This window comes from Nevskia ramosa DSM 11499, from assembly GCF_000420645.1.
Classification (GTDB): domain Bacteria; phylum Pseudomonadota; class Gammaproteobacteria; order Nevskiales; family Nevskiaceae; genus Nevskia; species Nevskia ramosa.
On sequence record NZ_ATVI01000008.1, the window covers coordinates 210,507 to 235,659 of the forward strand.

The window sequence follows — 25,153 nt, forward strand, 5'->3', positions numbered from 1 at the left end:
AGCCTGAATCTGCCATGGCCGACGACGCCCCGATCCTGTCGAATCCGCAAGCGCTGAACAGCGACGGGCTCGGCTGCCATTCGGGCAAGGACAAGATGCTCGAAGCGGCGAAGGCTGCCGGCAAGACCATCACCCTGGAGCAGTACGCGAAGGATTACCCGAAAGGGCCGCACGATCAGCCGCAGTCGATGTGTCCGGCCTTCGGTTCGCTGAGAGTCGGTCTGCGCATGCGCCGCACGGCGACGGTGCTCAGTGGTTCGGCCTGCTGCGTATACGGCCTGACCTTCACTTCGCACTTCTACGGCGCCCGTCGCACCGTCGGCTACGTGCCGTTCAACTCCGAAACGCTGGTCACCGGCAAGCTGTTCGAAGACATCCGCGAAGCGGTTTTCAAGCTCGCCGATCCGGTCAACTACGACGCCATCGTCATCATCAATCTCTGCGTGCCGACGGCCAGCGGCGTGCCGCTGCAGATCCTGCCGAAAGAGATCAACGGCGTTCGCGTGATCGGCATCGATGTGCCGGGCTTCGGCGTTCCGACCCATGCCGAAGCGAAGGATGTGCTTGCCGCCGCGATGCTCCGTTACGCCCGCAGCGAAGCCGAAGCCGGCCCGGTACAGGCGCCGCGCGGTGGCATCAGTGCCAAGCCGACCATCACCTTGCTGGGCGAAATGTTCCCGGCCGATCCGGTGATCATCGGCATGATGCTGGAGCCGATGGGCCTCGCGGCTGGCCCGGTGGTACCGACCCGCGAATGGCGTGAACTCTATTCGGCACTGGACTGTGCGGCCGTCGCCGCGATCCATCCGTTCTACACCGCAAGCGTCCGTGAATTCGATGCCGCCGGTCGCAAGGTCGTCGCCTCGGCGCCGGTGGGTTATGACGGCACCGAAGCCTGGCTGCAGGCGATCGGGCAGGCGACCAATGTTTCGCAAGCCTTGATCGGTGCCGCGAAGAACCGTTTCCTGCCTGCGATCAAGGGCGCTCTGGCAAAGATGCCGATCAAGGGCCGCATCACCTTGTCCGGTTATGAAGGTTCCGAACTGCTGGTCGCGCGTTTGCTGGTCGAAAGTGGCGCTGATGTCCGCTATGTCGGCACCGCCTGCCCACAGACGAAATGGAGCGATCCGGATCGTGAATGGCTGTTGGCGAAAGGCGTGCATGTTCAGTATCGCGCCTCGCTGGAACAGGACATTGCGGCGATCCGCGAATTCCAGCCGGATCTGGCGATCGGCACCACACCGGTCGTGCAGTACGCGAAAGAACGCAAGACGCCGGCGCTCTATTTCACCAATCTGATCTCCGCGCGTCCGTTGATGGGCCCGGCCGGTGCCGGTTCGCTGGCGACGGTCATCAACGCGGCTATGGCCAATCGCGACCGCTTCCTGGCGATGGACGAATTCTTCGGCGGCGTCGGCAAGGGCGACAACGCCGGTGTCTGGGAAGAACTGCCCAAGGCACGCCCCGAATTCCGGGCCAGCTACGCCAAGAAGATGGAAAAGGCCCGCAAGGCTTCCAAGGTCGAGGAGCCGATCTGATGCTCGTCCTCGATCACGATCGCGCAGGTGGCTATTGGGGGGCCGTGTATGTGTTCACGGCGATCAAGGGCCTGCAGGTGGTCATCGATGGCCCGGTCGGCTGCGAGAATCTGCCGGTCACTTCGGTGCTGCATTACACCGATGCGCTGCCGCCGCATGAACTGCCGATCGTCGTCACCGGTCTGGCCGAAGAACAGCTGGGCCGCGAAGGGACCGAAGGCTCGATGAAGCGCGCGCATGCCGCACTCGATCCGGACATGCCCGCAGTCGTCGTCACCGGCTCGATCGCCGAGATGATCGGCGGTGGCGTCACCCCGGAAGGCACTGGCCTGATGCGCTTTCTGCCACGCACCATCGATGAAGATCAGTGGCAGTGCGCGAATCGCGCGATGAATTGGCTGTGGACGCAGTACGGCACCAAGAAGATTCCCGAGCGGAAGGCACGGAAAGAGGGTGAGAAGCCGAGGGTCAATCTGATCGGCCCCAGCTACGGCACTTTCAACATGCCGAGCGATCTCGCCGAGATGCGCCGCCTCGTCGAAGGCATTGGTGCGGAGATCAACCTGGTGTTTCCGCTCGGCAGTCATCTGGCCGACATCCCGAAGCTGATCAACGCCGACGTCAACGTCTGCCTGTACCGCGAGTTCGGACGGCTGCTCTGCGAGACGCTGGAGCGTCCTTATCTGCAAGCGCCGATCGGACTCCATTCGACAACCAAGTTCCTGCGCAAGCTGGGCGAGCTGCTGGGGCTCGATCCGGAGCCGTTCATCGAGCGAGAGAAGCACACGACGATCAAGCCGATCTGGGATCTGTGGCGCTCGGTGACGCAGGATTTTTATGGCACGGCGAGCTTCGGCATCGTCGCCAACGATACCTACGCCCGTGGCGTGCGCCATTTCCTCGAAGACGAGATGGGCATGCCCTGTAACTTCGCGATCTCCCGCATTGCCGGCGCGAAGACCGATAACGAAGCGGTGCGTCAGCTGATCAAGGACAAGCCGCCGCTGGTGCTCTACGGCAGCTACAACGAGCGCATGTATCTCGCCGAATCAGGCGGTGGCGGAATGATGAAGGCCACTTACATTCCGGCCTCGTTCCCGGGCGCGATCATCCGCCGCCACACCGGCACGCCGTTCATGGGCTACGCCGGGGCGACCTATCTGATCCAGGAATTCTGCAACGCGTTGTTCGATGCGCTGTTCCACATCCTGCCGCTCGGCACGGACATGGACCGGGTCGAGCCCACGCCGTCGCGCCTCGTTTCCGAGATGCCCTGGCTTGATGACGCCAAGGCCTTGCTTGATGAACTGCTTGAAGCGCAGCCGGTGCTGGTCCGCATCTCGGCGGCCAAGCGGCTGCGCGATCGCGCCGAGGCTGATGCTCGTCGCGCGGGCGAAGAAGCCGTCACTGCAGCTCGCGTGCAGCGCTCGCGCAGCGCGCTCGGCGAAGGTGTTTCAGCGTGAGTGCCATATTGAATCGGGCAATCGAATGTGGAGTCGTTCGCAAGGCGGACGAGCGAATCGGCGAAATGGAGCAATCCGTTTCGGGGTCCTCGCCGCGCAGGTAGCGCGGTAACGGCCGCAAGGCCTGATTGGAGGTATTGACATGTCGGAAGAAAGAAGCGGGTCGCTGTCGGGCCTGACGGAAAAGGAAGCGAAGGAGTTTCACGGGGTGTTCATCACCAGTTTCATCCTGTTCACGGCGATTGCGGTGGTTGCGCATTATCTCGTCTGGAGCTGGAAGCCCTGGGGCTGAGCTGTCCGTGTAGTGATTGGCGAGCACAGGAACATCTGTTCCAGCGCACGTCGATTCCGTATTGATCTGTTTTTAGGAGGCAAAACCCATGTGGAGAGTCTGGCTACTTTTCGATCCGCGCAGAACGCTGGTTGCGTTGTTCACGTTCCTGTTTGTTCTGGCGATCCTGATTCACTTCATCCTGCTCGGGACCGGGCGCTACAACTGGATTGGCGGCGGGGCTGCTGCAGCACCGACCACCACTTCCCAGCTGTCGCCGCTGCCGCCTTCGCAGGGCTCCGCAGGAAAGTCGTAACGGCAACGCCTGCAACCGGTGGCGGATGAGGTCAGGACCTCGTCCTGCCCAATCTGCCACCGGTGGCAGTGCGGTAGAAGAACCGATCACAGCCGACAGACCAGGGGGTCTTCGTCATGGCGATGCTCAGCTTTGAAAGAAAATATCGAGTCCGCGGAGGCACCCTGCTCGGGGGTGATCTGTTCGACTTCTGGGTGGGGCCGTTCTACGTCGGCTTCTTCGGCATCACGACCGCGTTCTTTGCCGCACTCGGTACTGCGCTGATCGTCTACGGCGCCTCGCTGGGGCCAACCTGGAATGTCTGGCAGATCAGCATTGCGCCGCCCGATCTGTCGTATGGACTGGGCATCGCACCGCTGAAGGAGGGCGGGCTCTGGCAGATCATCACGGTCTGCGCGCTCGGCTCCTTCGTATCCTGGGCGTTGCGGGAAGTGGAGATATGCCGAAAGCTCGGCATGGGTCTGCACGTACCGTTCGCCTTCGCGTTTGCCATCCTCGCGTACTTCACGCTGGTCATCGTTCGACCGGTGCTGATGGGAGCCTGGGGGCATGGTTTCCCGTACGGCATCACCAGTCACCTCGACTGGGTGTCGAACACCGGTTACCAGTATCTGCATTTTCATTACAACCCGGCGCACATGCTCGGCGTGAGTTTCTTCTTCGCGACCACGCTGGCCTTGTCGCTGCATGGCTCGCTGATCCTGTCCGCTACCAACCCTCGCAAGGGTGAGCCGGTCAAGACTGCCGAGCACGAGAACACCTTCTTCCGCGACATCATCGGTTACTCGATCGGCGCGCTCGGCATCCATCGTCTCGGCCTGTTCCTGGCGCTGAGCGCGGTGTTCTGGAGCGCGGTCTGCATCGTCATCAGCGGCCCGTTCTGGACCCATGGATGGCCGGAATGGTGGAGCTGGTGGCTCAATCTTCCGGTCTGGGGCTAAGGGGGCAGTCATGGCTGAATACCAAAATATCTTCACTAGAGTTCAGGTGACCGCCCCGCCGTATCCGGGCGTGCCGCTGCCGAACGACGGCTCCATTGGCGGACGTGACGGCAAGCCATTTCTGGCGCACCTGATCGGCAAGTTCGGTGATGCCCAGATCGGCCCGATCTATCTCGGCTGGACGGGCCTGACTTCGATCCTGTTCGGCTTCATCGCCTTCGAGATCATCGGCCTGAACATGCTGGCCTCGGTGGGCTGGAACTGGATCGAGTTCGTCCGCCAGTTGCCTTGGCTGGCACTCGAACCGCCGCCGCCGTCGTATGGCCTGAGCTTTCCGCCGCTGAATCAGGGTGGCTGGTGGCTGATCGCCGGCTTCTTCCTGACGTCATCGGTGCTGCTCTGGTGGCTGCGCACTTACCAGCGCGCCAAGGCGCATGGCATGGGCCCGCATGTCTCCTGGGCTTTCGGTGCGGCGATCTGGCTGTATCTGGTGCTCGGCTTCTTTCGGCCGATCCTGATGGGCAGCTGGGGTGAAGCGGTGCCGTTCGGCATCTTCCCGCATCTGGACTGGACCGCCGCGTTTTCCATTCGCTACGGCAACCTGTTCTACAACCCGTTCCACATGCTATCGATCGCCTTCCTGTACGGCGCCACGCTGCTGTTCGCCATGCACGGCGCCACCATTCTCGCGGTGAGCCGTTACGGCGGTGAGCGCGAACTGGAGCAGATCGTCGACCGCGGCACGGCCTCGGAACGTGCAGCACTGTTCTGGCGCTGGACGATGGGCTTCAACGGCACGATGGAATCGGTGCATCGCTGGGCCTGGTGGTTTGCAGTGCTGTGCCCGATCACCGGCGGCATCGGCATCCTGCTGACCGGCACCGTCGTCGACAACTGGTACCTGTGGGGCATCAAGCACCACATCGTCGCGGCCTATCCGGCCGTGTGGGCGCCAACGGTCGATCCCGCCACGCTTCCAGGAGCGCTGCCATGAGTCAGACCGGCTATCGAATGAAGACGCTGTTGGCGTTGGCTTCTGCAGCGCTGTTGCTGGCCGGCTGCGAGCGTCCTCCGGTGGAGGACGTGCAGCATGGCTATCGCGGCACCGGCATGGTTCAGGTCTACAACCCGCGCATCGTCGCCGAACAGGCTGCGCATAACGCAGCGCCGGCGGCTCAGCCGGCCGCTGCGGAAGGCGGGCCGATTGCCGGCACCATCTACCAGAACGTCAAGGTCCTGGGCGGTCTGAGCATCGGCGAGTTCAATCGCACGATGCTGGCGATGACCTCCTGGGTGGCGCCGAAGGAAGGCTGCGCGTACTGCCACAATCCGGCCAATCTCGCCGAGGACAGCAAGTACCAGAAGGTCGTTGCCCGGCGAATGCTGGAGATGACGCAGCACATCAACAGCACCTGGAAGCCGCACGTCCAGGAGACCGGTGTTACCTGCTACACCTGCCATCGCGGTCAGCCGGTGCCGGCGAACATCTGGTACACCGAAGCCGACAACACTGCGCAAGGTGGGATGGGCAATCGCGCGGGTCAGAACCGCTCGTCTGCCGCAATCAATGGCGCATCGCTGCCAGGCGATCCGTTCACGCCATTCTTGCTCAACGCCGAACCGATCCGCATCGAAGGCACCACGGCGCTGGCGCCGGGCAATCGCAAGTCGATCAAGCAGGGAGAATGGACGTTCGCGCTGATGACCCACATGTCGCAGAGCCTGGGCGTCAACTGTACGTACTGCCACAACTCCCGGAACTTTGCCGAATGGACGCAGGCGCCGCCGCAACGTGCCGTTGCCTGGCATGGCATCCGGATGGCGCGCGAGTTGAACAAGGATTACCTGCAGTCGCTGACCGATGTCTTTCCGAAGGAGCGCAAGGGCCCGCTTGGCGACGTTGCCAAGCTCAATTGCGCGACCTGCCATCAGGGTGCCTACAAGCCGCTGTACGGCGCGCCGATGCTCAAGGATTACGTGACCGCGCTAGGGGCACCGATTGCGGCACCCGTGGTCGCGCCACCTGCCGCCGCACCGGCTGAAGGCGAAGCACCGCCGGCCGAGACCAGCAGCACACAGGCGCCAGCAGTTGCGACGGACAAGACCGCCAAGCCCTCGGGCTGAGCGAGTCACCGCACTCCGCAACACAGCCATCCGTGGCAGCACTGCCGCAGATGGCTGACCTCAACCCTGGGACGATCAACGTCGTCCCGGGGCTTTTTTTGTTCGGGGATTCGAGGAAGTAAGGTCCAGCCGTGATCAGGTTCACGGCCGACATCGGTCATCACCGATCACGCGGCCAGCAAGTTCGCTAGATTCCAACGGCCATGCGAGCTGTCGCTGCAATGGCACCACGCTCATCCATTGCCGAGGTCTCCCATGCCGACCCTGACTGCCGCGCTCCGCGCCGAGTACGAATCGCTGTTCAACCGCTGTGTGATCAATCCGACTCGAGCGAAGACAGTCAACGATCTGGTCAAGAAGCTGATCGGCAATCGCGCTCGCTATGAAGCGGTATCGAGGGCGACCGGCGTGCCCTGGCACTTCATCGCTGCGACTCACAACATGGAGTCCAGCCAGAACTTCACCAAGCATCTGCACAACGGCGATCCGCTGACCGCGCGCACCGTGCAGGTGCCGAAAGGCCGGCCGCTCGGTCCGCCGCCGTTCACCTGGGAAGTCAGCGCCACCGATGCACTGGGCCTGAAAAAGCTCGACGCCAGCACCGACTGGAGTCTGGCCGGCACGCTGTTCCGGCTCGAGCTGTACAACGGCTGGGGCTATCGCACCCATCATCCGGAAACGCTGTCGCCGTATCTGTGGAGCTTCTCGAACCACTATGTCAGCGGCAAGTACGTCAAGGACGGCGTCTGGTCGCCGACGGCCGCCAGCGATCAATGCGGTGCCGCCGTGCTGCTGCGCCGGATGGCCGAACTGGGCGAGATCGCGTTCACCGTGCCGGCTGCAGTGCCCGCTGCTGCGCAGGCGGTGCCGCGCTACGCGATGAAGAAATCGACCGACGTCGCGATTGTCGCCCAGGTGGAATCGCTGCAACGCTGGCTCGGCGGCTTCCCGCAGATCTTCCTGAAGGTTGACGGCGTGCCCGGCGAAAAGACCTCGAACGCCTACAAGACGGTGACCGGCAGCTTCCTGCCGGGCGATCCGCGCGCCTAGTCCGGACGGCTAGCGCGCCAGCAGGTTGAGCGCTCGGGCGCGTGCCAGCGCTGCCGAGCGGCTCGACACGCCGAGCTTGGTGTACAGGTTGTAGAGATGCCATTTCACCGTCGCCACCGACAGGTTCAGGCGGTCCGCGAGTTGTTGATTCGACAGCCCGGCTTCGATCAGGCTGAGCAGCTGCAGTTCGCGGGCGGTCGGCGTTTCCAGCAACGGGTTGTCGCCCTGCAGCTGGTCGAGATGATCGACGAGGAAGGAGTTGGTCAGCGGCAGGCCGTTGCAGATCTCGAAGAAGAACTTGCGCTCCTCGTCCAGCGCGAAGCCCCAGGCGGTGGCCTTGGTTTCGTTGACCAGGCCGGCGATGGTTTCGGCACGATCCCGGAACGGCCGGACGATGCGTCGGCGCGCCGCCAGCCCGATGGCGCGGACGAAATGCCGCGCCGCCGGTTGCGGGTTGTGCGAGCAGATCGCGATCGTCGTTTCCGCCAGTGCCAGCTCGACCAGCCGGGCAATGCGGCCGTCCTGCTTGGCCAGCCGGGTTTCCTCGGCGATCAGGGTTTCTGCCTGACGCAACTGGCCGGCCGCGATCAGCAGCTCGATTTCCGCAGCGGCGTACAGCTCGCGGACGCGCGGGTTGTCGATACCTTCGATCGCCGGCAAACGACGATCGGCATTGAGCGTGATGCCGAGGCCGATCTGCGCCGCTTCGGTCAGCGCTTCGCCGAGCCGGCCGAGCCGCACCAGACGCTGGACGATCAGGCAGGACAGCATCAGCGCCAGCCGTGGCGGATAGCCGGCGGCAATCTCGCGCAACTGAGGGATCGCCACTGGATCATCCGGCCGGCCGGACCACAGCTTCAGCGCTGCATCGAAACCAACCGCAGCGGTATCGACGATGCCGTGGGTATGCGCCCAGTGCAGGCCCTGGGCGAGCAGGCCGCGTGCTTCCTCGTCCTGCCCCATCTCGACCGCGCACTTGGCGCCAACCAGCGCGATGGTGCGTGTGATGCCGGCGTTGTCGCCGAGCGCAACCCGGCTGCGGGCGAGGGCGGCGAGGATGTCGTTGTGGACGGCGGCGAAATCGCCTTCGAAGATGCTGATCATCGCCGTCAGCATCGATACCCAGCCAATTCCATACGCGCTGCGTGACTGGGCGATCGCCGCCTGCGCAGTGCGCATCACCTGCCGGGCTTCGACAAAGCGGTGGACGCTGCTCAGCGAGATGCCGGCGGCACTGGCGACGGTCGCCACGTTGAACGGATCGTCGGCTCCGATGCCAGTCAGCCAGGCGTTGGCGAGGCGATGGGCATCGACCAGGCGATCGGTATAGGTGTCGACGCAGGCGCGGATCACCTCGGTGCGGCGCTTGAGGTCGGCCATCTGCGCCGGATCGCGGCCAGCCTTCTGCTCGCGTTCGACACGCTGGGTCAGACGCTCGTTCTGTAGTCGCGCCGTGTCGTAGCGGCGATGGAAGACCAGCGCCCAGACGTACCAGAAATAGGCTTCCCAGCCGACCTCGTGACCGCCGGCGTGCAGTTGCTCGATCCAGTCGATGTACTGGCGAAGATCGCCGCGATCGCGGACGAACAAGGCGGCGACACGCTCCAGCATCGCCGTTGCAAGCGCTGCCGAACCGGCCTGCAGCGCGTAGTCGATCGCGTCCTGCCAATGGCCGCCGCGCTCGCTCCATTCGGCCGCGCGTTCCAGCACTTGGTGGCGGCGTTCGGTGCTCAGGGTGCGCTGGCCTTCCTCGATCAGGAACTCGCGGAACAGACCGTGCAGGCGATACCAGCTGCGGTTGCGATCGAGCGGGATCACGAACACGTTGCGGCGCAACAGCAGCGCCAGATGCTTGGCCGCGTTGTCGTCGCCGGTGGCGTGGCCGCAGAGCTCGGCGCAGAAGCTGCGCAGTGGTGCGATCTCGAGCAGGAACTGCCGCGCTTCCGGTGTGAAATCGGCCAGTACCTGGCGATTCAGCAGATCCGACAGATCCTCGTCGGCACCGGAAAAACGCTCCAGCGCTTCCAGCGGCCGTTCGGCGGCGGACAGGATGATCTGGGTCAGGCGTACCGCCGCCGGCCAGCCCTCGGTCTGACGGACGATGCTGTCGACCGCCTCCGGCCCCAGCTGCGCGCAGAGTTCGGGGCCGAGCAGGCTGCGCACTTCGGCAGGCCGCAGGCTCAGCTCGGCGTAGCCGACTTCGCGCAAGCGGCCTTCGAGCTTGGCGCGGGCCAGATTCATCGGCAGCTGCTCGGTGCTCGACAGGATGAAATGCACCGACGACGGCGTGCGGAACACCAGACGATCGAGCAGGGTGCCGAGTGTCTCGTCGGCGCAGTAGCCGAGGTTGTCGATGAAGATCAGGGTTGGATCGGGCAGCCGGGCCACCGCTTCGAGCACGGCGTCGATGCGGCCTTCCATCGGCTCGTCGCCGCGGGTCAGGTGCTGCACCGGATCAAGCTCGGCCTGATGGGCGTCGAGGCTGTCTTCGAGCAGATGGACGACCCGCTCCAGCGTCGTGTCGCGATCATCGAGCGCGATCCAGCGGCTGTGCATGCCGTGCGCGGTGACGTGCTTGTACAGCGCCGTCGAGAACACGGTCTTGCCGTAGCCGGTGGGTGCTACGACGGTGACCACTTTCGGCAGCGGCAGGTCGTCGCGGGTCAGTTCCTCGACCAGCCGGGTTGGCACCAACGCGAACGCGAAGCTCGGTGGCTCCAGACGTCCTGCTTTTGCTCCTCTCGCCTTGCGGGCGGGCATCTTGAGGTCGTTGGCCACCGGACCTGCCCTTATCGGTATGGTCCGGAGATTGTAACGGTCGTGACCGCCAGGGGTAGGGCGGGAAAGCCGCATCTTCTCGCGGCGCATCCCGCCATTCGCGGACGGCGGGATGCGCGATGAAACCGCTTTCCCGCCCTGCGGCCCTCGCTTTGTTGGCCGGGGCACCTTCGGGCGTGGCCCGACCTACGCTTGCTCGCGCAAGCTGGAGAAATCCAGCGCGCCATGACCGGCTTCGCTATGCTGCTTGTACAGCTCGCGAGCCAGCGCGCCGAGGGCGATCGGCTGCTGTGCAGTCTCGGCGGCTTCGGCGGCGAGGCCGAGATCCTTCAGCATCAGATCACTGCCGAAACCGCCGGCGTAGCCACGCGAAGCGGGTGCGGTTTCCATGACGCCCGGCCAGGGGTTGTAGACCTCCAGGGTCCAGTTGCGCCCCGAGCTTTTCGCCATGATCTCGGACAGCACCTTGGCATCGACGCCGCTGGCCACGCCCAGATTGATCGCTTCGATGGTGCCGATCATCTGCACGCCGAGCAGCATGTTGTTGCAGATCTTGGCGACCTGGCCTGCGCCGCTGCCGCCAGCGTGGAAGATGTTCTTGCCCATCGCGCTCAGTGCCGGCCGCGCGCGTTCCAGCGCTTCTGCCGTGCCGCCGACGATGAAGGTCAGGGTGCCGGCCGTAGCGCCGCCGGTGCCGCCGGAGACCGGGGCGTCGATCATCGTGTAGCCGAGCGCCGTTGCCGCTGCGGCCACATCGCGTGCGGCATCGGCGGCGATGGTGCTGCAATCGATCAGCAGCGCACCCGGCTTCGCCGAGGCGAGCACACCGGCATCGCCGAGATACAGGCTGCGGACATGCTTGCTGGCCGGCAGCATGGTGATGACGATCTCGGCGCTGGCGACGGCATCGGCCGGGCTGCTGGCGACTTGCGCGCCGGCTTCGGCCAAGCGACGCAGCGGCTCGGCAGCGAGATCGAACACGCGCAGCGGGAAACCGGCTTTCAGCAGGTTCAAGGCCATCGGCGCGCCCATGTTGCCGAGGCCGATGAATGCGATTGGTTGCATGTTGGGTACTCCGGAAATTCGAAGAAAATGCTGAAGAAAAGGCGTGATAGCCCTCTCCCTCCGGGAGAGGGGAGACTGGCGCGCTACAGATCAGCCAGCGGGTGCACGCCTTCCGGCCAGACCGGCGCAAGGAAATGCCCATCGACATGAGCCTGCGTCACCGCTGCCCAGCGCGGTGCGTTGTCCTTGTCGACCAGCAGCGCTCGCACGCCTTCGGCGAAATCCGGCTGTGCGCAGCACTGCAGCGCGACGATCAGTTCGAGGCGGAACACCTCGGCCAGCGACAACGCGGCGCCACGCTGGAACAAGGCCCAGATCAGCGCAGCGGTGGTCGGCGAGCCGGCTTTCAGCGCAGCCGCCGCCTTGCGCAGCCAGTTGTCTTCACCGGCATAAGCGGTGATGGCGTCGACCACGGCGGCCAGCGAATCACCTGCACACAGGCTGGCGATCAAGGCTGCGTGTTCTTCCAGCTTCGAGGGCGGCAGCGCGTCGACAGCCTGGGCCGAAAAGCCTTCGAGCTGAGCACCGAGCAGGTTGCGATCCAGCGCGGCATCGCCGGTCCATTCAGCCGTTGGGAGTGCCGCGAAGATCGCCTCGCGATCGGCCGCGCGCACGAAGTGATCGGCGAGCTTGGCGCGCAGCAGATCGTGGCCGTTCAGCGAGGCACCGGTGAGCGCCACGAACAAGCCACTGCGGCCCGGCATCCGCGGCAGGAACCAGCTGCCGCCGACATCCGGGAACAGGCCGATGGTGATTTCCGGCATCGCCACCCGCGAGGTTTCGGTGACCACGCGATGGCTGGCACCGGCGAACAGGCCGAGACCGCCACCCATGACGATGCCGCTGCCCCAGACCAGGATCGGCTTCGGGTAGTGGTGGATGAAATGGTCGAGCCGGTATTCCTCGGCGAAGAACGGCAAGGTGTCTGGGTTCGGCAGGCTGGCCGGATGACGGCGCATCGCGTCATACAGGCTGCGCACGTCGCCGCCGGCACAGAAGGCTTTCTCGCCGGCGCCATGCAGCACCACGCAGGCGATGGCCGGATCGCTGGCCCAGGTGCGCAGTTGCGCATCGAGCAGGCGGATCATGGCCAAGCTCAGCGCGTTCAGCGATTTCTCGCTGTTCAAGCTTGCGTAGCCGATCTTCCTGCCGTTGGCCGCTGCGGCTTCGCGGAACAGCACGGCCGCTGCGGCTTCGCGGAACAGCACGGGCGCTGCCAATGAGCTTGATTGGGGCAGGTTTGCGGAATCAGCCATTGCACCACTCCGCCTTGCGCTTTTCGAGGAAGGCATTCACGCCTTCTTTCTGATCGAGCGTGTCGAACAGATCGACGAACGCTTCGCGCTCCACCGGCAGCACCTGCTTCAGCGGCACGCCGCGCGTGCTCTGGATCAGGGTCTTGCAGATCGCGACGCTGGTCGGGCTCTGCTTCGCGGTCGCTTCGGCTAGCTTCAGCGCGGCCTCCAGCGCGGTGCCGGTCGGCACGACTTGTTCGACGAGGCCGATGTCTTTCGCAGTCGCTGCGTCGATGCGCTCGCCGCAGAGAATCATCCGCTTCGCCCAGCCTTCACCGACCAGCGCCGCGAGGTTCTGCGTGCCGCCGGCGCAGGGCAGCAGGCCCACGGTCGCTTCCGGCAGCGCCAGCTGCGCCTGGGTTTCAGCGATGCGGATATCGCAGGCCAGTGCGCATTCCAGACCGCCGCCCATCGCGAAGCCGTTGATCGCGGCGATGCTGACGCCACGGAAGGCGCTGAGCGTTTCGAAGGCTTCGCCGAAGCGGCGCGCCATGTCGCGAGCGCGGGCCTTGTCGCCGTCGGCGAACAGCTTCAGATCGGCGCCGGCGGAGAAGAACTTGGCGCCTTCGCCAGTGATCACCAGCGCGTAGATGTCGCGGTCGGCGTTCAGATCGAGCACCAGCTGCTTCAGGGCTGCAAGGCTGTCGGCAGTCCAGGTGTGAGCCGGCGGATTGTTCAGCGTGACGATGGCGGTATGGCCACGCTTTTCGAGTTTCAGGTTGGTGTAGCTCGTGTTGCTGGGGCTGCTCATCGCAATATCTCCGGTGCGCCTTCGCGCAAGATGGCGCGGGCCACGATGACCCGCATGATGTCGTTGGTGCCTTCGAGAATCTGGTGCACGCGGCTGTCGCGCACGTGCCGTTCCAGCGGGTATTCGCGGCTGTAGCCGTAGCCGCCGTGCAACTGCAGCGCCTGGTTGGCGACTTCGAAACCGATGTCGGTGGCGTGGCGCTTGGCCATCGCGCAGTAGGTGCTGGCGTCCGGGCTGCCGCTGTCCAGCATCCAGGCCGCCAGCCGCACCATCTGCCGGGCCGACACCAGGTCGATCAGCATGTCCGCAAGCCGGAACTGCAAGCCTTGGAACTGGGAAAGCGTCTGCCCGAACTGCTTGCGGGTATTCAGATGAGCCTGGGCGCGATCGAGCGCCGACTGCGCGGTGCCGACCGAGCAGGTGGCGATGTTGATGCGGCCGCCGTCCAGCGCCTTCATCGCGATCTGGAAGCCTTCGCCTTCGACACCGAGGCGATTGCCTTCCGGCACTTCGACGTTGTCGAAGCTGATCGCCCGCGTCGGCTGGCTGTTCCAGCCCATCTTGTGTTCCTTCTTGCCGTAGCGGATGCCGGGTGCGTCGGCCGGCACGGCGAAGGTCGAGATGCCTTTGGCACCGCCGCTGCCGGTGCGGGCGAAGACCACCAGCAGATGGGTCGCGCCGGCGCCGGAGATGAACACCTTGCTGCCATTCAGCACGTACTTGTCGCCGCGCTTATCGGCCCGGGTTTTCAGTGACGCGGCATCCGAGCCGGCATCGGGCTCGGTCAGGCAGTAGCTGCCCAGCGCTTCGCCACGCGCGAGTCTTGGCACCCACTCGTCACGGATGCCGGGCTGCGCCCAGCGCGCGACCATCCAGCAGACCATGTTGTGGATGGTGATGTAGGCCGCGGTGCTGGTGCAGCCGGCAGCGAGTTCTTCGAGGATGATCGAAGCATCGAGCCGACTGAGGCCCAGGCCGCCGAGCGTTTCCGGCGTGTAGATGCCGCAGAAGCCCAGCTCGCCGGCCTTGGCGATGGTCTCCAGCGGGAACTCGCAGTCGGCATCCCAGCGCGCCGCATGCGGCGCCAGTTCGCCGCGCGCAAAGCTGCGCGCGGCGTCCTGATAGGCCAGCTGGTCCTCGCTGAGTGCGAAGTTCATGGTCGCGGCCGCCGGGCTCGGCGGCTTAGCGAAGGCTGATGGTGGTATTGACGCCGACATGGAGGGTCTCATCGTCGAACCAGCGCTGGGTCACGGTCTTGGTCTGCGTGTAGAACAAGATCACCTGCTTGCCGTACGGGCCAAGGTCACCGAGCTTCGAAGCGCGCGAGCCGGTGAACGAGAACAGCGGTACCGGCACCGGGATCGGCACGTTGATGCCGACTTGGCCGACATCGATGTCTTCCTGGAAGCGGCGTGCGGCGGCACCGGACTGGGTGAACAGCGCCGTGCCGTTACCGTTCGGATTGCTGTTGACCAGTTCGATGGCTTCGTCGAGCGACGCGGCTTCGAGGATCACCAGCACCGGCCCGAAGATTTCCTCGTCGTAGATCGACATGCCCGGCTTCACGCCGGAGAAGATCGTCGGGCCGACGAAGTTGCCCTGCTCGTAGCCCGGTACCAGCGGCTTGCGGCCGTCCAGTTCGAGCTTGGCGCCTTCGGCAATGCCGCGTTCGATCAGGCTGCTGATGCGCTCGACGGCGGCGCAGGAGATCACCGGGCCGACATCGGTGCCGGACTCGTGGCCGGCGTTCAGCTTCAGGGCTTTGGAGCGGGCGACGAGATCGGCGATCCAGTCCTTGGAATCACCGACGAAGACCACCGTCGATGCCGCCATGCAGCGCTGGCCGGCAGCACCGAAGGCAGCGCCGATCAGATTGTTGATGGTCTGCTCGCGGTTTGCGTCCGGAAGCACCACGGCGTGGTTCTTCGCACCCATCATGCATTGCGCGCGCTTGCCGGCCAGGGTAGCGCGGCGATAGACGTGGGTGCCGACCTTGGTCGAACCGACGAAGGAAACCGCCTTGATTTCCGGGTGATCGCAGATGCCGTTGACCACCGCTTCGCCGCCGTGGACGACGTTCAGCACGCCCTTCGGAATGCCGGCTTCCAGCGCCAGTTCGACCAGGCGCATGGTCACCAGCGGGTCCTGCTCTGACGGCTTCAGGATGAAGGTGTTGCCAGTGGCGATCGCCATCGGGAACATCCACAGCGGGATCATCGCCGGGAAGTTGAACGGCGTGATGCCGGCGCAGACGCCGAGCGGCTGGTTCAGCGTGAAGGTGTCGACGCCGGTGGCGACGTTGTTGGCCAGCTCGCCCATCTGCAGCATGCCGATGTTGGCCGCGTGCTCGACCACTTCGAGACCGCGGAAGATGTCGCCCTCCGCATCCGGCAGAGTCTTGCCCTGTTCGGCGGTGAGCAGCGCAGCCAGCTCCTTCATGTTCTCGCGGATCAACTGCTGGTACTTGAGGAAGATGCGGGCACGGACGCCGATCGGCGTCTTGCGCCAAGTCTTGAAGGCTCGTCTGCCTGACTCGACGGCGGCATCGAGTTCCTGCGGCGTGGCGAACGGCACCCGGGCCAGCACGGCCTGCGTGGCCGGATTGATGACATCGCGCCACTGCGTGGTGCGCGATTCGACGAATTCGCCACCGATCAGCAGCTTCACGGTGGGAATTGCCAGCAAGGTGGAGCGGTCAGCAACGGTCATCAGGAAGCCTCGGGTGGATCGCCCATTCGCTGGGCTGGGGCGCGCCCTGTTCAAGCGCGGCGATGTTTTGCATTATTCGCATCCAGCAGCCAATAAACAGCACTGAAAAGGCGAATTGATGTGAAGAAAGCCCGCTCCGTTTGCAAAGATTGCGAAGAATCCTGAGATGGCCAAGGCCTACATGGGCGTGCGGCTGCAGCGTCTGCGCGAGGAGCGCGGCATCAGCCAGGTGGCGCTGGCCAAGGCGCTGGATATCTCGCCGAGCTATCTGAACCAGATCGAGCACAACCAGCGGCCGCTGACGGTGCCGATCCTGCTGCGCATCAACGCCCAGTTCGGCGTCGACGTGCAGTTGTTCTCGGACGACAAGGAAGCCGGCCTGATCGCCGACGTGCGCGACGTGCTTGCCGAAGTCGGCGGTGGTGCCGGCACCGAAACGATCTCGATGGCCGAGCTGCGCTCGCTGGCCTCGAACATGCCGGCGGTGGCGCGCGCGGTGGTCGAACTGCATCGCCGCAACCGCAGCCTGACCGAGCGCGCCGACAGCTTCGCCGCGCGCCTCGGCGACGGTCACAAGCTGGCCTCGTTCGCGTTGCCCGGAACTCACGACGAGGTGCGCGACTACTTCAACCAACGACTCAACCACATCGCCGAACTCGACGAAGCGGCGGAAGCGATCTTCGCCGACAGCGCCCTGACCATCGGCGATGCCGCCACCCGGCTCGCGCAGCGCCTGAACACGCGGCATGGCGTGCGGCTGCAGATTGCGGCCAGCAACGACCGCATTGATGACAGCGCGCTGGCCAAGCGAGCCTACGATCCGGAAACCCGAACCCTGCGCCTGCCGGATCACCTGCGCCCCGGCCAGCAGGCGTTCCAGATGGCCGTGCAGCTGGCGCAGCTGGAAATCGGCGAGCTGCTCGACTCGCTGATCACCCATGCCAAGTTCACCAGCGATGAATCGCGGCGCCTGGCACGGATTGGTCTGGCCAACTACTTCGCCGGCGCGCTGGTGATGCCGTACGCGGCTTTCCTGCAATCGGCCGAGGAACTGGCTTACGACATCGAGCGGCTATCAAACCGTTTTGGTGTCGGCTTCGAAGCGGTCTGCCATCGCCTGTCGACCCTGCAGCGGCCGGGCATGCCGGGGCTACCGTTCTTCTTCGTCAGAGTCGATCGTGCCGGCAATGTCTCGAAGCGGCATTCGGCGGCGGACTTCCACTTCTCGCGGATCGGCGGCACTTGCCCGCTGTGGATCGTCTACGAAGCATTCAGCCAGCCCGAACGAGTGCTGACCCAGACCGCCGTGATGCCCGATGGCCGCAGCTATCTGTGGCTCGCCCGTCAGGTGGTCAGCGGCCCGGTCGGCTACGGCCGGCCGCAGAAAACCTTCGCGATCGGCCTCGGCTGCGATCTGCGCCATGCGCATCGGCTGATCTACTCACGCGGCCTGGATCTGTCTGACCCCGCGGCCGCAACGCCGATCGGCACCGGCTGCAAGGTCTGCGAACGGCAGCGTTGCCCGCAGCGAGCGGCGCCGTCATTGCTGGAGCATTGATCAGCCGGTGTACTCGCGCCCGAAGATGTGCCGCGCAATGACCCAGCTCTGGATCTCGTTGGCGCCTTCGTAGATCTCGCCGATCTTGGCGTCGCGGTAGATCGATTCCAGCGGGAAGTTCTTGCCCGGGCCGGACAAGGTCTTGACGAAGCCGTAGGCGCCGCAGACCTGGATCGCGTCGCGCGCCATGTCGCAGGCGAGGCGCGAGCCGACAACCTTGGCCATCGCCGCTTCGATGTCGGCACCGCCTTCCTTGTCGAAGCGGATGGCGGCTTTCTGGTACAGGCTGCGAGCCATTTCCAACTGGGTGGCGTACTCGGCGAACTTGTACTGCCAGTGCTGCATGCGGGCCAGTTCCTGGCCGAACACCTTGCGCTGGGTCATGTAGTGGCTGGAGAAATCGAAGGCCGACTGCGCCATCGCCACTCCGACCGCGCCGATGCCCATGCGGCCAAGCACCAGCGCGCTGATTGCGGTGCGCAGGCCGCTGCCTTCCTTCGGGCCGACGACATGGTCATCGGCGACGAACACGTCCTTGAACGTGATGTCGGCTGTCAGCTGCACGTGGTTGCCCATCTTCAGATCCGGTGCGGAGACCGTGACGCCCGGCTGGTGCATGTCGGCCGCCAGCATGGTCAGGGTTTCGCCGGTCTTGCACAGCACCAGGATCAGATCGCCGACCGGCGAGTTGGTGATCCAGCGCTTGATGCCGTTGACGAGGTAGCCGCCGTCGACTTTCGTCGCGGTGGTTTCCATCGACTTCACCGACAGATCGGTGCTGGCATTCGGCTCGCTGGTCGCGAAGCAGCCGACGAACTCGCCCTTGATCAGCTTCGGCAGGTAGTGATTGCGGATGTGCGCCGGCGCGCGTTCCAGGGTCTTGCCGACCAGAATCGCCTGGCCGTCGTACAGCGCCGAGGCCAGCGACGGCGAGTAGTAGGCCAGCTCTTCCAGCACGGTCAGGGTCGCCAGCGTCGGGTACTCGAGACCACGGCCGCCGACGTCTGCCGCGTAGGGAATTTCGTAGATGCCGGCTTTCGCCATCGCCTCGAATTCGGCGCGGGCGAAGTTCTCCTTCGCTTCCGGCGTGGTGTTCAGGCGATGGGCGACCGGCGCCAGCACTTCGTCGCAGAACGCGCGCACTTCCTTGCGAATCGCCTTGGTTTCCTCGGGCAGGAAGATGTCGCTGTACAGGGACTCGGCTTTGCGCGGCGGCTGGCTCATGGGGTGTCTCGTTGGGGATGGCGAATCCTAGAGGCTGACGGGCAAACCGCGCCTAACTTATGGCGGGTTTGATTCGGCGACAGCATCGGCGACCATGCGGCACCCTTCCGGCCGCCCCGATTGCGCGCCCGGACCAGACAATAACGAGGAGTGCACATGCAATTCACACAGGGCCTGCGCCGGGCCGTGCAGCAGCAGCCGGATGCCATCGCCACCGTCTGCAAGGACCGCCGCCACAGCTTCCGCGAACTGCGCGACCGAGTCGCCAAACTGGCCGGTGGCCTCCGCAGCCTCGGCATCGAGCGCGGCACGCGGGTCTGCATCCTGTCACTGAATTCCGATCGCTATCTCGAAAGCTACCTGGCGCTGGCCTGGCTCGGTGCAGTGGTCAACCCGGCGAACTTCCGCTGGAGCGCGCCGGAAGTGATCTATTCGATGAACGATTCCGACAGCATCGCGCTGATCGTCGACGACCAGTTCGCGCCGATGATCGACGCGATCCGCGCCGGTACACCCAGCCTGCGCGAAGTCATCTTTGCCGGTGAAGGCGCAGCACCGGCCGGCTGCATCGGTTTCGAAGCGCTGCTCGCCGGAAGCGAGCCGGTGGCCGACGTCGATGCCGGCGGCAACGACCTGTTCGGCGTCTTCTACACCGGAGGCACCACCGGCAAACCGAAGGGCGTGATGCTGTCGCATCTCAACGTCTGCAGCTCGGCGCTGAACCTGCTCGCCGAAGGTGCGCTGCCGGAAGGCGCGATCGGCCTGCACGCCGCGCCGATGTTCCACCTCGCCGACATGATGCTGATCACCTGCCTGCTGCTCCGCGGCGGCCGCCACGTGATGCTGCCGGTGTTCCGCCCGGATCTGGTGCTCGATGTGCTGGAGGCCGAGAAGATCAGCGACCTGCTGCTGGTGCCGGCGATGCTGCAGGCGGTCGTCGATTTCCCCGGTACCAAGGGCCGCGATCTCGGCAACGTCAAGCGGATCATGTACGGCGCCTCGCCGGCCTCCGAAGCGCTGCTCGACCGCACCCAGGCGGCGCTCCCCGGCGCCAGCCTGATGCAGGTCTACGGCATGACCGAAATGAGCGCGGTGATGACCGCGCTGCCGTCATCCGAACACGCCATCGAAACCCGCACCGGCAACCGCCTGCGCTCCGGCGGCCGCGCCAGCTATCACGTGCAGGTGCGTATCGTCGATGAGCAGGACAATGAGCTTCCGAGAGGCCAAGTCGGCGAGATCATCGCCCGCGGCCCGAACGTGATGATCGGCTACCTCAACAAGCCGGAAGCCACTGCCGAAGCGCTGAAGAACGGCTGGATGCATACCGGCGACATGGGCTACATGGACGAAGCCGGCTACGTGTTCATCGTCGATCGCCTGAAGGACATGATCATCTCCGGCGGCGAGAACATCTATTCCGTCGAAGTGGAGAATGCCGTCTCGAAGCATCCGGCCGTCGCCGCCGTTGCGGTGATCGGCATTCCCTGCACCGAGATGGGCGAGAAGGTGCACGCCACTGTCGTGCTGAAGCCGGGCGCGTCGCTGACGCAGGAAGCGTTGTATGCGCACTGCAAGACGCTGATCGCCGGCTACAAGTGCCCGCGTAGTCTGGAAGTGCGTGAGGCGCTGCCGGTTTCGGGGGCGGGGAAGGTGTTGAAGACAGAGCTGCGTAAGCCGTTTTGGGATGGGCAGAGCCGCGGCGTTGGTTGAGCCCGAGATCTCTGGCTTAGTCAGGACTGCGCCCTGTTCGTCCGTATGACGCGGCGTCACACTCCGTCCAAATGGAAACCTCCGGTCCAGACCTCTTCGCAGGCTTTGCAAGCCTGCCCCTTCAAGATCAAGCCTACGACCTCGGTCACGGCGTTAAGCTCAGACAAGTATCCGCTCATCTGTTTGCCAACTTCATGATGGCCTTCGCGCCGGCCGAATCAGGGAAGCCTCACCTAGGGCCGTGGACCGCCACGCGTGGTGGAATTGCTCACGACATCACGGCAGAGCTCTTCATACCAGCCGTGCCTACAGCCTCTCTCGGAAGTACGGACTCTATAGCTCGTGCTATTGCGTTCACTCTGCGATTGGGTGTTGATCCTGCCGCCTCACTGAGCATCTTCTCCAATCGGCCCTTTGAGGCAAGTGCCCAGACCAGCAACACTGATGCATGGCTTTACCCAATTGAAGCGGAAGAGCGCAGATTCCAACTTGCTACGAGTGGCGAGCCTTTCAACAAAGCTGCAGCGCTTTGGGTCGCCGAAAAATGGCCAGTTGCGCTCAAGTTCATTTCACAGAGTTCAGAGTTTTCTCTTGCGGTCGACGCATTGAACATCGGTCAATACGTGCACCGATCCGCGCTCACGATCATGGCACTTTGGGCCGCATTAGAGGCACTCTTTTCGCCATCCACCGCAGAGCTTCGTTTCCGTGTGTCCGCCCTTATAGCAGCGTATCTTGAGGCGCCTGGTATGAGACGCCATGCTCGCGCCAAGGAAGTGGCAAAGCTTTATGACCGCCGCTCTTCTGCGGCACACGGAGGTTCCAAGCACGACAACGCAGACGTGCTTGCCAGCTTCAATCTTGTTCGCGAAGTCTTAACCAAAATGCTCGAGGAAAAGCATGTTCCAACTAAGGAAGAGTTGGAACGGCGGCTTTATGCGATGGACGTACAGCCCGAGCCTGACTAGATGGGGAAAGCGGCTTCATCACGCATCCCGACGGATTTCATTTTTTGCTTGTTGTGACCTTGATCCGCCCTAGTTTTCGTTGGCTGATTTCGGCGCACTGTTCCGCGCTGTCGCGCGGGTCACTTTCCTTGGCGCCCAAGGAAAGTAACCAAAGGAAGGGCGCCCCCGGCGCTGCGTCGGATCGCGAGAAACAGAAGCGCGATCCGATGCCCTGTGCTTCTCGGCCATGACGGGGCTTTTCGACGCGCCATCCGTGGCGCGGCGAAAAGGCTTCGGCATCCTGCCTCGCCTCCTTCGGAGCCTGTCCGCCATGGCCTGCGATGCTCGGCGCGCTTAAGGGGGTCCAACGGCAACGGCAACAGCAGAATCAAAAGCGAAGCCGCCTTGGCTTTTGACGTTGCCGTGCTTTGCTTCTGACGTTCATCCCCCCTGCATGCCGCCGAGCATCGCAGTGCTCGGAGAGGGACGACCGGCATGGATGCCGGTCGAGCGCTGCCAGGCCATGGATGGCCTGTCGGCGCGGTGCCCCGGAGAGCGCGAGAAGCACAGGGCACCGACTCGCGCCTCTTCTTCTCACGAGTCGGCGGCATGCCGCGGGGCGCATTCCTTTGGTTACTTTCCTTGGGCGTTCAAGGAAAGTGACCCGCGCGACAGCGCGGAATAGTGCTCTGAAATCAGCAAACAACAGCGAAGGCAGATCAAGCCGAGAACAAGCCAGCATTAGCTCGTAATCTCTCCGAATAAACAGCCGGACAGCCACAGGTGCTCGCGATGATGAAGAAATCGATTCCCGCCGCTAGCCCCGATGCCTACGTTGCCGCACTCTCCGGCTGGCAGCGCCACACGGTCGAGCAGCTGCGCGCCATCGTCGTCGCCAATGCCAGCCTCGATGAAGTGATCAAGTGGGGGCATCTGGTTTATCTGTCCAATGGCCCGGTGCTACTGATCCGTGCCGAAGAGCACCGCGTGCTGTTCGGCTTCTGGCGCGGACAGCGATTACGTGAGATCGATCCGCGTCTGAAGCCCGGCGGCATGTACGAGATGGCCACCATCGTGTTGCTTCAGAACGAGGACGTCAGCAGCCACACGGCGAGCCGTCTCGTCGAAGCGGCTGTCCGGCTCAATCAGACTTTGGGCGACCCGACGGCTATCTAGCCCGAGCCCGCGCAGCCCGGATGCCGCGATGCGCCTCACGCTGCCGAAGGCCGCCACTGATAGTCCAGTGACTCCTGCGCAAAGCGCACGAACCAGTCGATGGCATCCGGATTCATCATCGCGTCGCGGCTGGCGACCTTCTCCGGGGTCTGGCCCATCAGCAGCTTGCGCACCGGCACTTCCATCTTCTTGCCGGTCAAGGTGTAGGGGATGGCCTCCACTTCGTAGATACGGTCTGGAACATGGCGGGGGCTGCAGTCCTTGCGCAGGCGATCCTTGATCGTGGCGATCAGGGCGTCGTCGAGCAGGCAGCCCGGCTTCAGGCACACGAACAGCGGCATGAACCAGTGGCCACCGGGCAGGGCGCAGCAGACGATCAGGCTGTCGTCGATGGCGTCGATCAGTTCCACGGCGCGGTAGACCTCGGCGGTGCCGATGCGGACGCCGTTGCGGTTCAAGGTGGAGTCCGAGCGGCCGTGGATGTATGAGCCGCCCTGCGCGTTGATGCGGATGAAATCGCCGTGCCGCCAGACGCCAGGGAAGGCCTGGAAATAGGCCTCGTGGTAGCGTCGACCGTCGGGGTCGTTCCAGAAGCGCAGCGGCATCGAGGGGAACGGTTTGACGCAGACCAGTTCGCCCACGGAGCCAATCGCTTCGCTGCCATCGTCGCGCCAGGCGCGCACATCCATGCCGAGCATGCGGGTCTGGATTTCGCCGGCACGCACCGGCAGGGTCGGGCTGGCGCCGACGAAACCGCTGACGATCTCGGTGCCACCGGATTGCGAGCTGACCCAGACATCGGGTTTCACCGCGCGATAGAACCAGGCGAAGGTTTCCGGCGTTGACGGCGCGCCGGAGAGAGTGATCGCCAGCAGGGCCGACAGGTCATGCGTCCGGCCCGGCGTCAGGTCGGCCTTTTCCATCATCTGCACGAAGGTTGGGCTGGCGCCGAAGTGCGTTGCCCGAGTTTCGGCAGCGATCTGCCAGAGCAGGTCCGGCGCCGGGTGGAACGGGCTACCGTCGTAGAGCACGGCGCTGGCACCGGTCAGCAGCGAGGCGATGACCAGATTCCACATCATCCAGCCGGTGGTCGAGTGGAAGAACATCGTCGAGCCGGGTTTGAGATCGAGATGAAAGCTCATCAGCTTCAGATGCTCGACCAGCACGCCGACATGGCTGTGGACGATCGCTTTCGGCAGGCCGGTAGTGCCCGAGGAGAACAGCACCCACAGCGGGTGATCGTGCGCCACGCGCTCGTAGCGGAACGTCTGGCGCGGCACGTCCGGGTGCGCCATCAGATCGTTCCAGTCCAGCGCACCATCGACGGGCGGGCTGGCCTTGTCCGGGTACAGATAGGGCAGCCAGATGACCGTGCGCAGGCTGGGCAGGGCGGCGGCGATCTCGCGGGCTTCGCGGCTGCGGTCGTAGACCTTGCCGGCGAAGCGATAGCCATCGGCGACGAACAGCAGTTTGGGCTCGATCTGCCCGTAGCGATCGATCACCGTGCGGGCGCCGAACTCCGGCGATGCCGAGGACCAGACGGCACCGATCGCGACGGTGGCCATCATCGCGATCGCCGTTTCCGGCACGTTCGGCAGATAGGAAGCCACGCGATCGCCCGGGCGGACGCCTAGGGCGCGTAGCTGAGTTGCCAGGATGCGCACCTGGCGGCCGGTTTCGGCCCAGGTGCAGCTTCCGGGCTCGCGGCTTTCGCTGTGGTGGTGGAAGGCGATGGCAGCGGCTGGCTGCACGGCTTCATGGCGCAGCAGGTGCTCGGCGTAGTTGACTCTCGAGCCTTCGAACCACTTGGCTCCCGGCATCGTCAGGCGATCGACCACACGCTGGTAGGGCGTATCGGACTGGACATCGAAGTAGTCCCAGATCGCCGCCCAGAAGGCCGCCGTTTCCTGGGTGGACCAACGCCATAGCGCATCGTGATCGGCGAGGTCGAGCTGGCGCTGATCGCGTAGCCAATGCAGGAACTGGACGACGTTCGAGCTGGCGATCAGCTCTGCGCCTGGCGTCCACAGGGGCGTGCCTTCGCTGATCAAGGGGGCATCGAGGGCGGGCATGGCGTTGTGGCTCAGTAGCCCGAAGACAGGAAAGCGTGCATGGGCGAGCTCCAGTATGGCTGCATACCAATCTAGGTTCGTGATGCAAGGCAACCGCTACCCGCAGGGGTAGTCATCGCGCTTGCCGGGATGATCGGGTGCAAGCCCTCGGCTGCGCCAGAG

The 25,153-nt window shown here is 64.4% G+C and carries 19 protein-coding genes and 1 pseudogene; 12 read left to right on the forward strand and 8 right to left on the reverse strand.

Annotation, left to right across the window (positions count from 1 at the left end; all coding sequences use genetic code 11):
• The first annotated feature begins 14 nt into the window (after positions 1-14).
• The 8 genes and pseudogenes from bchY (at position 15) to G513_RS0114575 (ending at position 7,703) form a co-directional block, all read left to right on the forward strand.
• On the forward strand, positions 15-1,538 hold the full coding sequence (gene bchY / locus G513_RS0114540; protein ID WP_022977584.1) for a chlorophyllide a reductase subunit Y: 1,524 nt from the start codon (positions 15-17) through the stop codon (positions 1,536-1,538).
• Complete coding sequence (bchZ, locus tag G513_RS0114545) at positions 1,538-3,001, forward strand: chlorophyllide a reductase subunit Z (protein WP_022977585.1); 1,464 nt, start codon at positions 1,538-1,540, stop codon at positions 2,999-3,001. Before bchY ends, bchZ begins: the two co-directional genes overlap by 1 nt.
• A gap of 142 nt (positions 3,002-3,143) precedes the next feature.
• Positions 3,144-3,287: pseudogene (gene pufB, locus G513_RS25525) on the forward strand (light-harvesting antenna LH1, beta subunit); the annotation flags it as partial.
• A gap of 94 nt (positions 3,288-3,381) precedes the next feature.
• Positions 3,382-3,588 (forward strand): light-harvesting antenna LH1, alpha subunit, encoded by a 207-nt coding sequence (gene pufA, locus G513_RS0114555; RefSeq protein ID WP_022977587.1) that lies wholly within the window; start codon positions 3,382-3,384, stop codon positions 3,586-3,588.
• Positions 3,589-3,704: 116 nt separating this feature from the next.
• The gene (gene pufL / locus G513_RS0114560; RefSeq protein ID WP_022977588.1) at positions 3,705-4,529 is read left to right on the forward strand and encodes a photosynthetic reaction center subunit L; all 825 of its coding nucleotides are present in this window, start codon (positions 3,705-3,707) and stop codon (positions 4,527-4,529) included.
• A 10-nt stretch (positions 4,530-4,539) separates the two neighbouring features.
• Entirely contained in the window at positions 4,540-5,523 is a 984-nt protein-coding gene (gene pufM, locus G513_RS0114565) for a photosynthetic reaction center subunit M (protein ID WP_028475577.1), read from the forward strand.
• The gene (pufC, locus tag G513_RS23205) at positions 5,520-6,653 is read left to right on the forward strand and encodes a photosynthetic reaction center cytochrome PufC (RefSeq protein WP_022977590.1); all 1,134 of its coding nucleotides are present in this window, start codon (positions 5,520-5,522) and stop codon (positions 6,651-6,653) included. The genes pufM and pufC overlap by 4 nt, the downstream gene beginning before the upstream one ends.
• A 255-nt stretch (positions 6,654-6,908) precedes the next feature.
• The gene (locus tag G513_RS0114575; protein WP_022977591.1) at positions 6,909-7,703 is read left to right on the forward strand and encodes a hypothetical protein; all 795 of its coding nucleotides are present in this window, start codon (positions 6,909-6,911) and stop codon (positions 7,701-7,703) included.
• Positions 7,704-7,712: 9 nt separating this feature from the next.
• Here the strand turns inward: G513_RS0114575 and G513_RS0114580 are convergent, their stop codons facing one another.
• From G513_RS0114580 to G513_RS0114605, 6 genes are all read right to left on the reverse strand, one after another.
• On the reverse strand, positions 7,713-10,481 hold the full coding sequence (locus G513_RS0114580) for a helix-turn-helix transcriptional regulator (protein ID WP_169560659.1): 2,769 nt from the start codon (positions 10,479-10,481) through the stop codon (positions 7,713-7,715).
• Positions 10,482-10,667: 186 nt separating this feature from the next.
• The gene (mmsB, locus tag G513_RS0114585) at positions 10,668-11,546 is read right to left on the reverse strand and encodes a 3-hydroxyisobutyrate dehydrogenase (protein WP_022977593.1); all 879 of its coding nucleotides are present in this window, start codon (positions 11,544-11,546) and stop codon (positions 10,668-10,670) included.
• Between the two features lie 83 nt (positions 11,547-11,629).
• Complete coding sequence (locus G513_RS0114590) at positions 11,630-12,802, reverse strand: enoyl-CoA hydratase/isomerase family protein (RefSeq protein ID WP_084711549.1); 1,173 nt, start codon at positions 12,800-12,802, stop codon at positions 11,630-11,632.
• Positions 12,795-13,592 carry an enoyl-CoA hydratase gene (locus G513_RS0114595; protein WP_022977595.1) on the reverse strand — a complete coding sequence of 266 codons (798 nt, stop codon included), beginning with the start codon at positions 13,590-13,592 and terminating at the stop codon, positions 12,795-12,797. Before G513_RS0114595 ends, G513_RS0114590 begins: the two co-directional genes overlap by 8 nt.
• Positions 13,589-14,749: an acyl-CoA dehydrogenase family protein gene (locus tag G513_RS0114600; RefSeq protein WP_022977596.1), complete on the reverse strand. Its 1,161-nt coding sequence runs from the start codon at positions 14,747-14,749 to the stop codon at positions 13,589-13,591. The genes G513_RS0114595 and G513_RS0114600 overlap by 4 nt, the downstream gene beginning before the upstream one ends.
• Before the next feature lie 25 nt (positions 14,750-14,774).
• Positions 14,775-16,301, reverse strand: coding sequence for a CoA-acylating methylmalonate-semialdehyde dehydrogenase (locus tag G513_RS0114605; protein ID WP_022977597.1), 1,527 nt, complete (start codon positions 16,299-16,301; stop codon positions 14,775-14,777).
• Between the two features lie 166 nt (positions 16,302-16,467).
• Here G513_RS0114605 and G513_RS23210 point away from each other — a divergent pair, with 166 nt between their 5' ends.
• Positions 16,468-17,859 carry a short-chain fatty acyl-CoA regulator family protein gene (locus G513_RS23210; RefSeq protein ID WP_022977598.1) on the forward strand — a complete coding sequence of 464 codons (1,392 nt, stop codon included), beginning with the start codon at positions 16,468-16,470 and terminating at the stop codon, positions 17,857-17,859.
• On the opposite strand, the gene G513_RS0114615 is transcribed toward G513_RS23210, so the two are convergent.
• Complete coding sequence (locus tag G513_RS0114615; protein WP_022977599.1) at positions 17,860-19,083, reverse strand: acyl-CoA dehydrogenase family protein; 1,224 nt, start codon at positions 19,081-19,083, stop codon at positions 17,860-17,862. It lies immediately after the preceding gene.
• Positions 19,084-19,239: 156 nt separating this feature from the next.
• Between G513_RS0114615 and G513_RS0114620 the strand changes: the two genes are divergently transcribed.
• From G513_RS0114620 to G513_RS0114630, 3 genes are all read left to right on the forward strand, one after another.
• On the forward strand, positions 19,240-20,796 hold the full coding sequence (locus G513_RS0114620) for a long-chain-fatty-acid--CoA ligase (RefSeq protein ID WP_022977600.1): 1,557 nt from the start codon (positions 19,240-19,242) through the stop codon (positions 20,794-20,796).
• A gap of 71 nt (positions 20,797-20,867) precedes the next feature.
• Complete coding sequence (locus tag G513_RS25035; protein WP_022977601.1) at positions 20,868-21,764, forward strand: HEPN domain-containing protein; 897 nt, start codon at positions 20,868-20,870, stop codon at positions 21,762-21,764.
• A gap of 771 nt (positions 21,765-22,535) precedes the next feature.
• Positions 22,536-22,919, forward strand: a complete 384-nt coding sequence (locus tag G513_RS0114630; RefSeq protein ID WP_022977602.1) for a DUF1801 domain-containing protein — start codon at positions 22,536-22,538, stop codon at positions 22,917-22,919.
• 35 nt (positions 22,920-22,954) lie between these two features.
• On the opposite strand, the gene G513_RS0114635 is transcribed toward G513_RS0114630, so the two are convergent.
• Complete coding sequence (locus G513_RS0114635) at positions 22,955-24,991, reverse strand: acetoacetate--CoA ligase (protein ID WP_022977603.1); 2,037 nt, start codon at positions 24,989-24,991, stop codon at positions 22,955-22,957.
• Positions 24,992-25,153 lie beyond the last annotated feature (162 nt).

Coding starts and splice junctions, on each gene's coding strand:
- G513_RS0114575 (WP_022977591.1), top strand. CDS start 6,909: ATGCCGACCCTGACTGCCGCGCTCCGCGCCGAGTACGAATCGCTGTTC.
- G513_RS0114620 (WP_022977600.1), top strand. CDS start 19,240: ATGCAATTCACACAGGGCCTGCGCCGGGCCGTGCAGCAGCAGCCGGAT.
- G513_RS25035 (WP_022977601.1), top strand. CDS start 20,868: ATGGAAACCTCCGGTCCAGACCTCTTCGCAGGCTTTGCAAGCCTGCCC.
- pufA (WP_022977587.1), top strand. CDS start 3,382: ATGTGGAGAGTCTGGCTACTTTTCGATCCGCGCAGAACGCTGGTTGCG.
- pufC (WP_022977590.1), top strand. CDS start 5,520: ATGAGTCAGACCGGCTATCGAATGAAGACGCTGTTGGCGTTGGCTTCT.
- G513_RS0114605 (WP_022977597.1), bottom strand. CDS start 16,301: ATGACCGTTGCTGACCGCTCCACCTTGCTGGCAATTCCCACCGTGAAG.
- pufM (WP_028475577.1), top strand. CDS start 4,540: ATGGCTGAATACCAAAATATCTTCACTAGAGTTCAGGTGACCGCCCCG.
- pufL (WP_022977588.1), top strand. CDS start 3,705: ATGGCGATGCTCAGCTTTGAAAGAAAATATCGAGTCCGCGGAGGCACC.
- G513_RS0114630 (WP_022977602.1), top strand. CDS start 22,536: ATGATGAAGAAATCGATTCCCGCCGCTAGCCCCGATGCCTACGTTGCC.
- bchY (WP_022977584.1), top strand. CDS start 15: ATGGCCGACGACGCCCCGATCCTGTCGAATCCGCAAGCGCTGAACAGC.
- bchZ (WP_022977585.1), top strand. CDS start 1,538: ATGCTCGTCCTCGATCACGATCGCGCAGGTGGCTATTGGGGGGCCGTG.
- mmsB (WP_022977593.1), bottom strand. CDS start 11,546: ATGCAACCAATCGCATTCATCGGCCTCGGCAACATGGGCGCGCCGATG.
- G513_RS0114615 (WP_022977599.1), bottom strand. CDS start 19,083: ATGAGCCAGCCGCCGCGCAAAGCCGAGTCCCTGTACAGCGACATCTTC.
- G513_RS0114590 (WP_084711549.1), bottom strand. CDS start 12,802: ATGGCTGATTCCGCAAACCTGCCCCAATCAAGCTCATTGGCAGCGCCC.
- G513_RS0114595 (WP_022977595.1), bottom strand. CDS start 13,592: ATGAGCAGCCCCAGCAACACGAGCTACACCAACCTGAAACTCGAAAAG.
- G513_RS23210 (WP_022977598.1), top strand. CDS start 16,468: ATGGCCAAGGCCTACATGGGCGTGCGGCTGCAGCGTCTGCGCGAGGAG.
- G513_RS0114635 (WP_022977603.1), bottom strand. CDS start 24,991: ATGCCCGCCCTCGATGCCCCCTTGATCAGCGAAGGCACGCCCCTGTGG.
- G513_RS0114600 (WP_022977596.1), bottom strand. CDS start 14,749: ATGAACTTCGCACTCAGCGAGGACCAGCTGGCCTATCAGGACGCCGCG.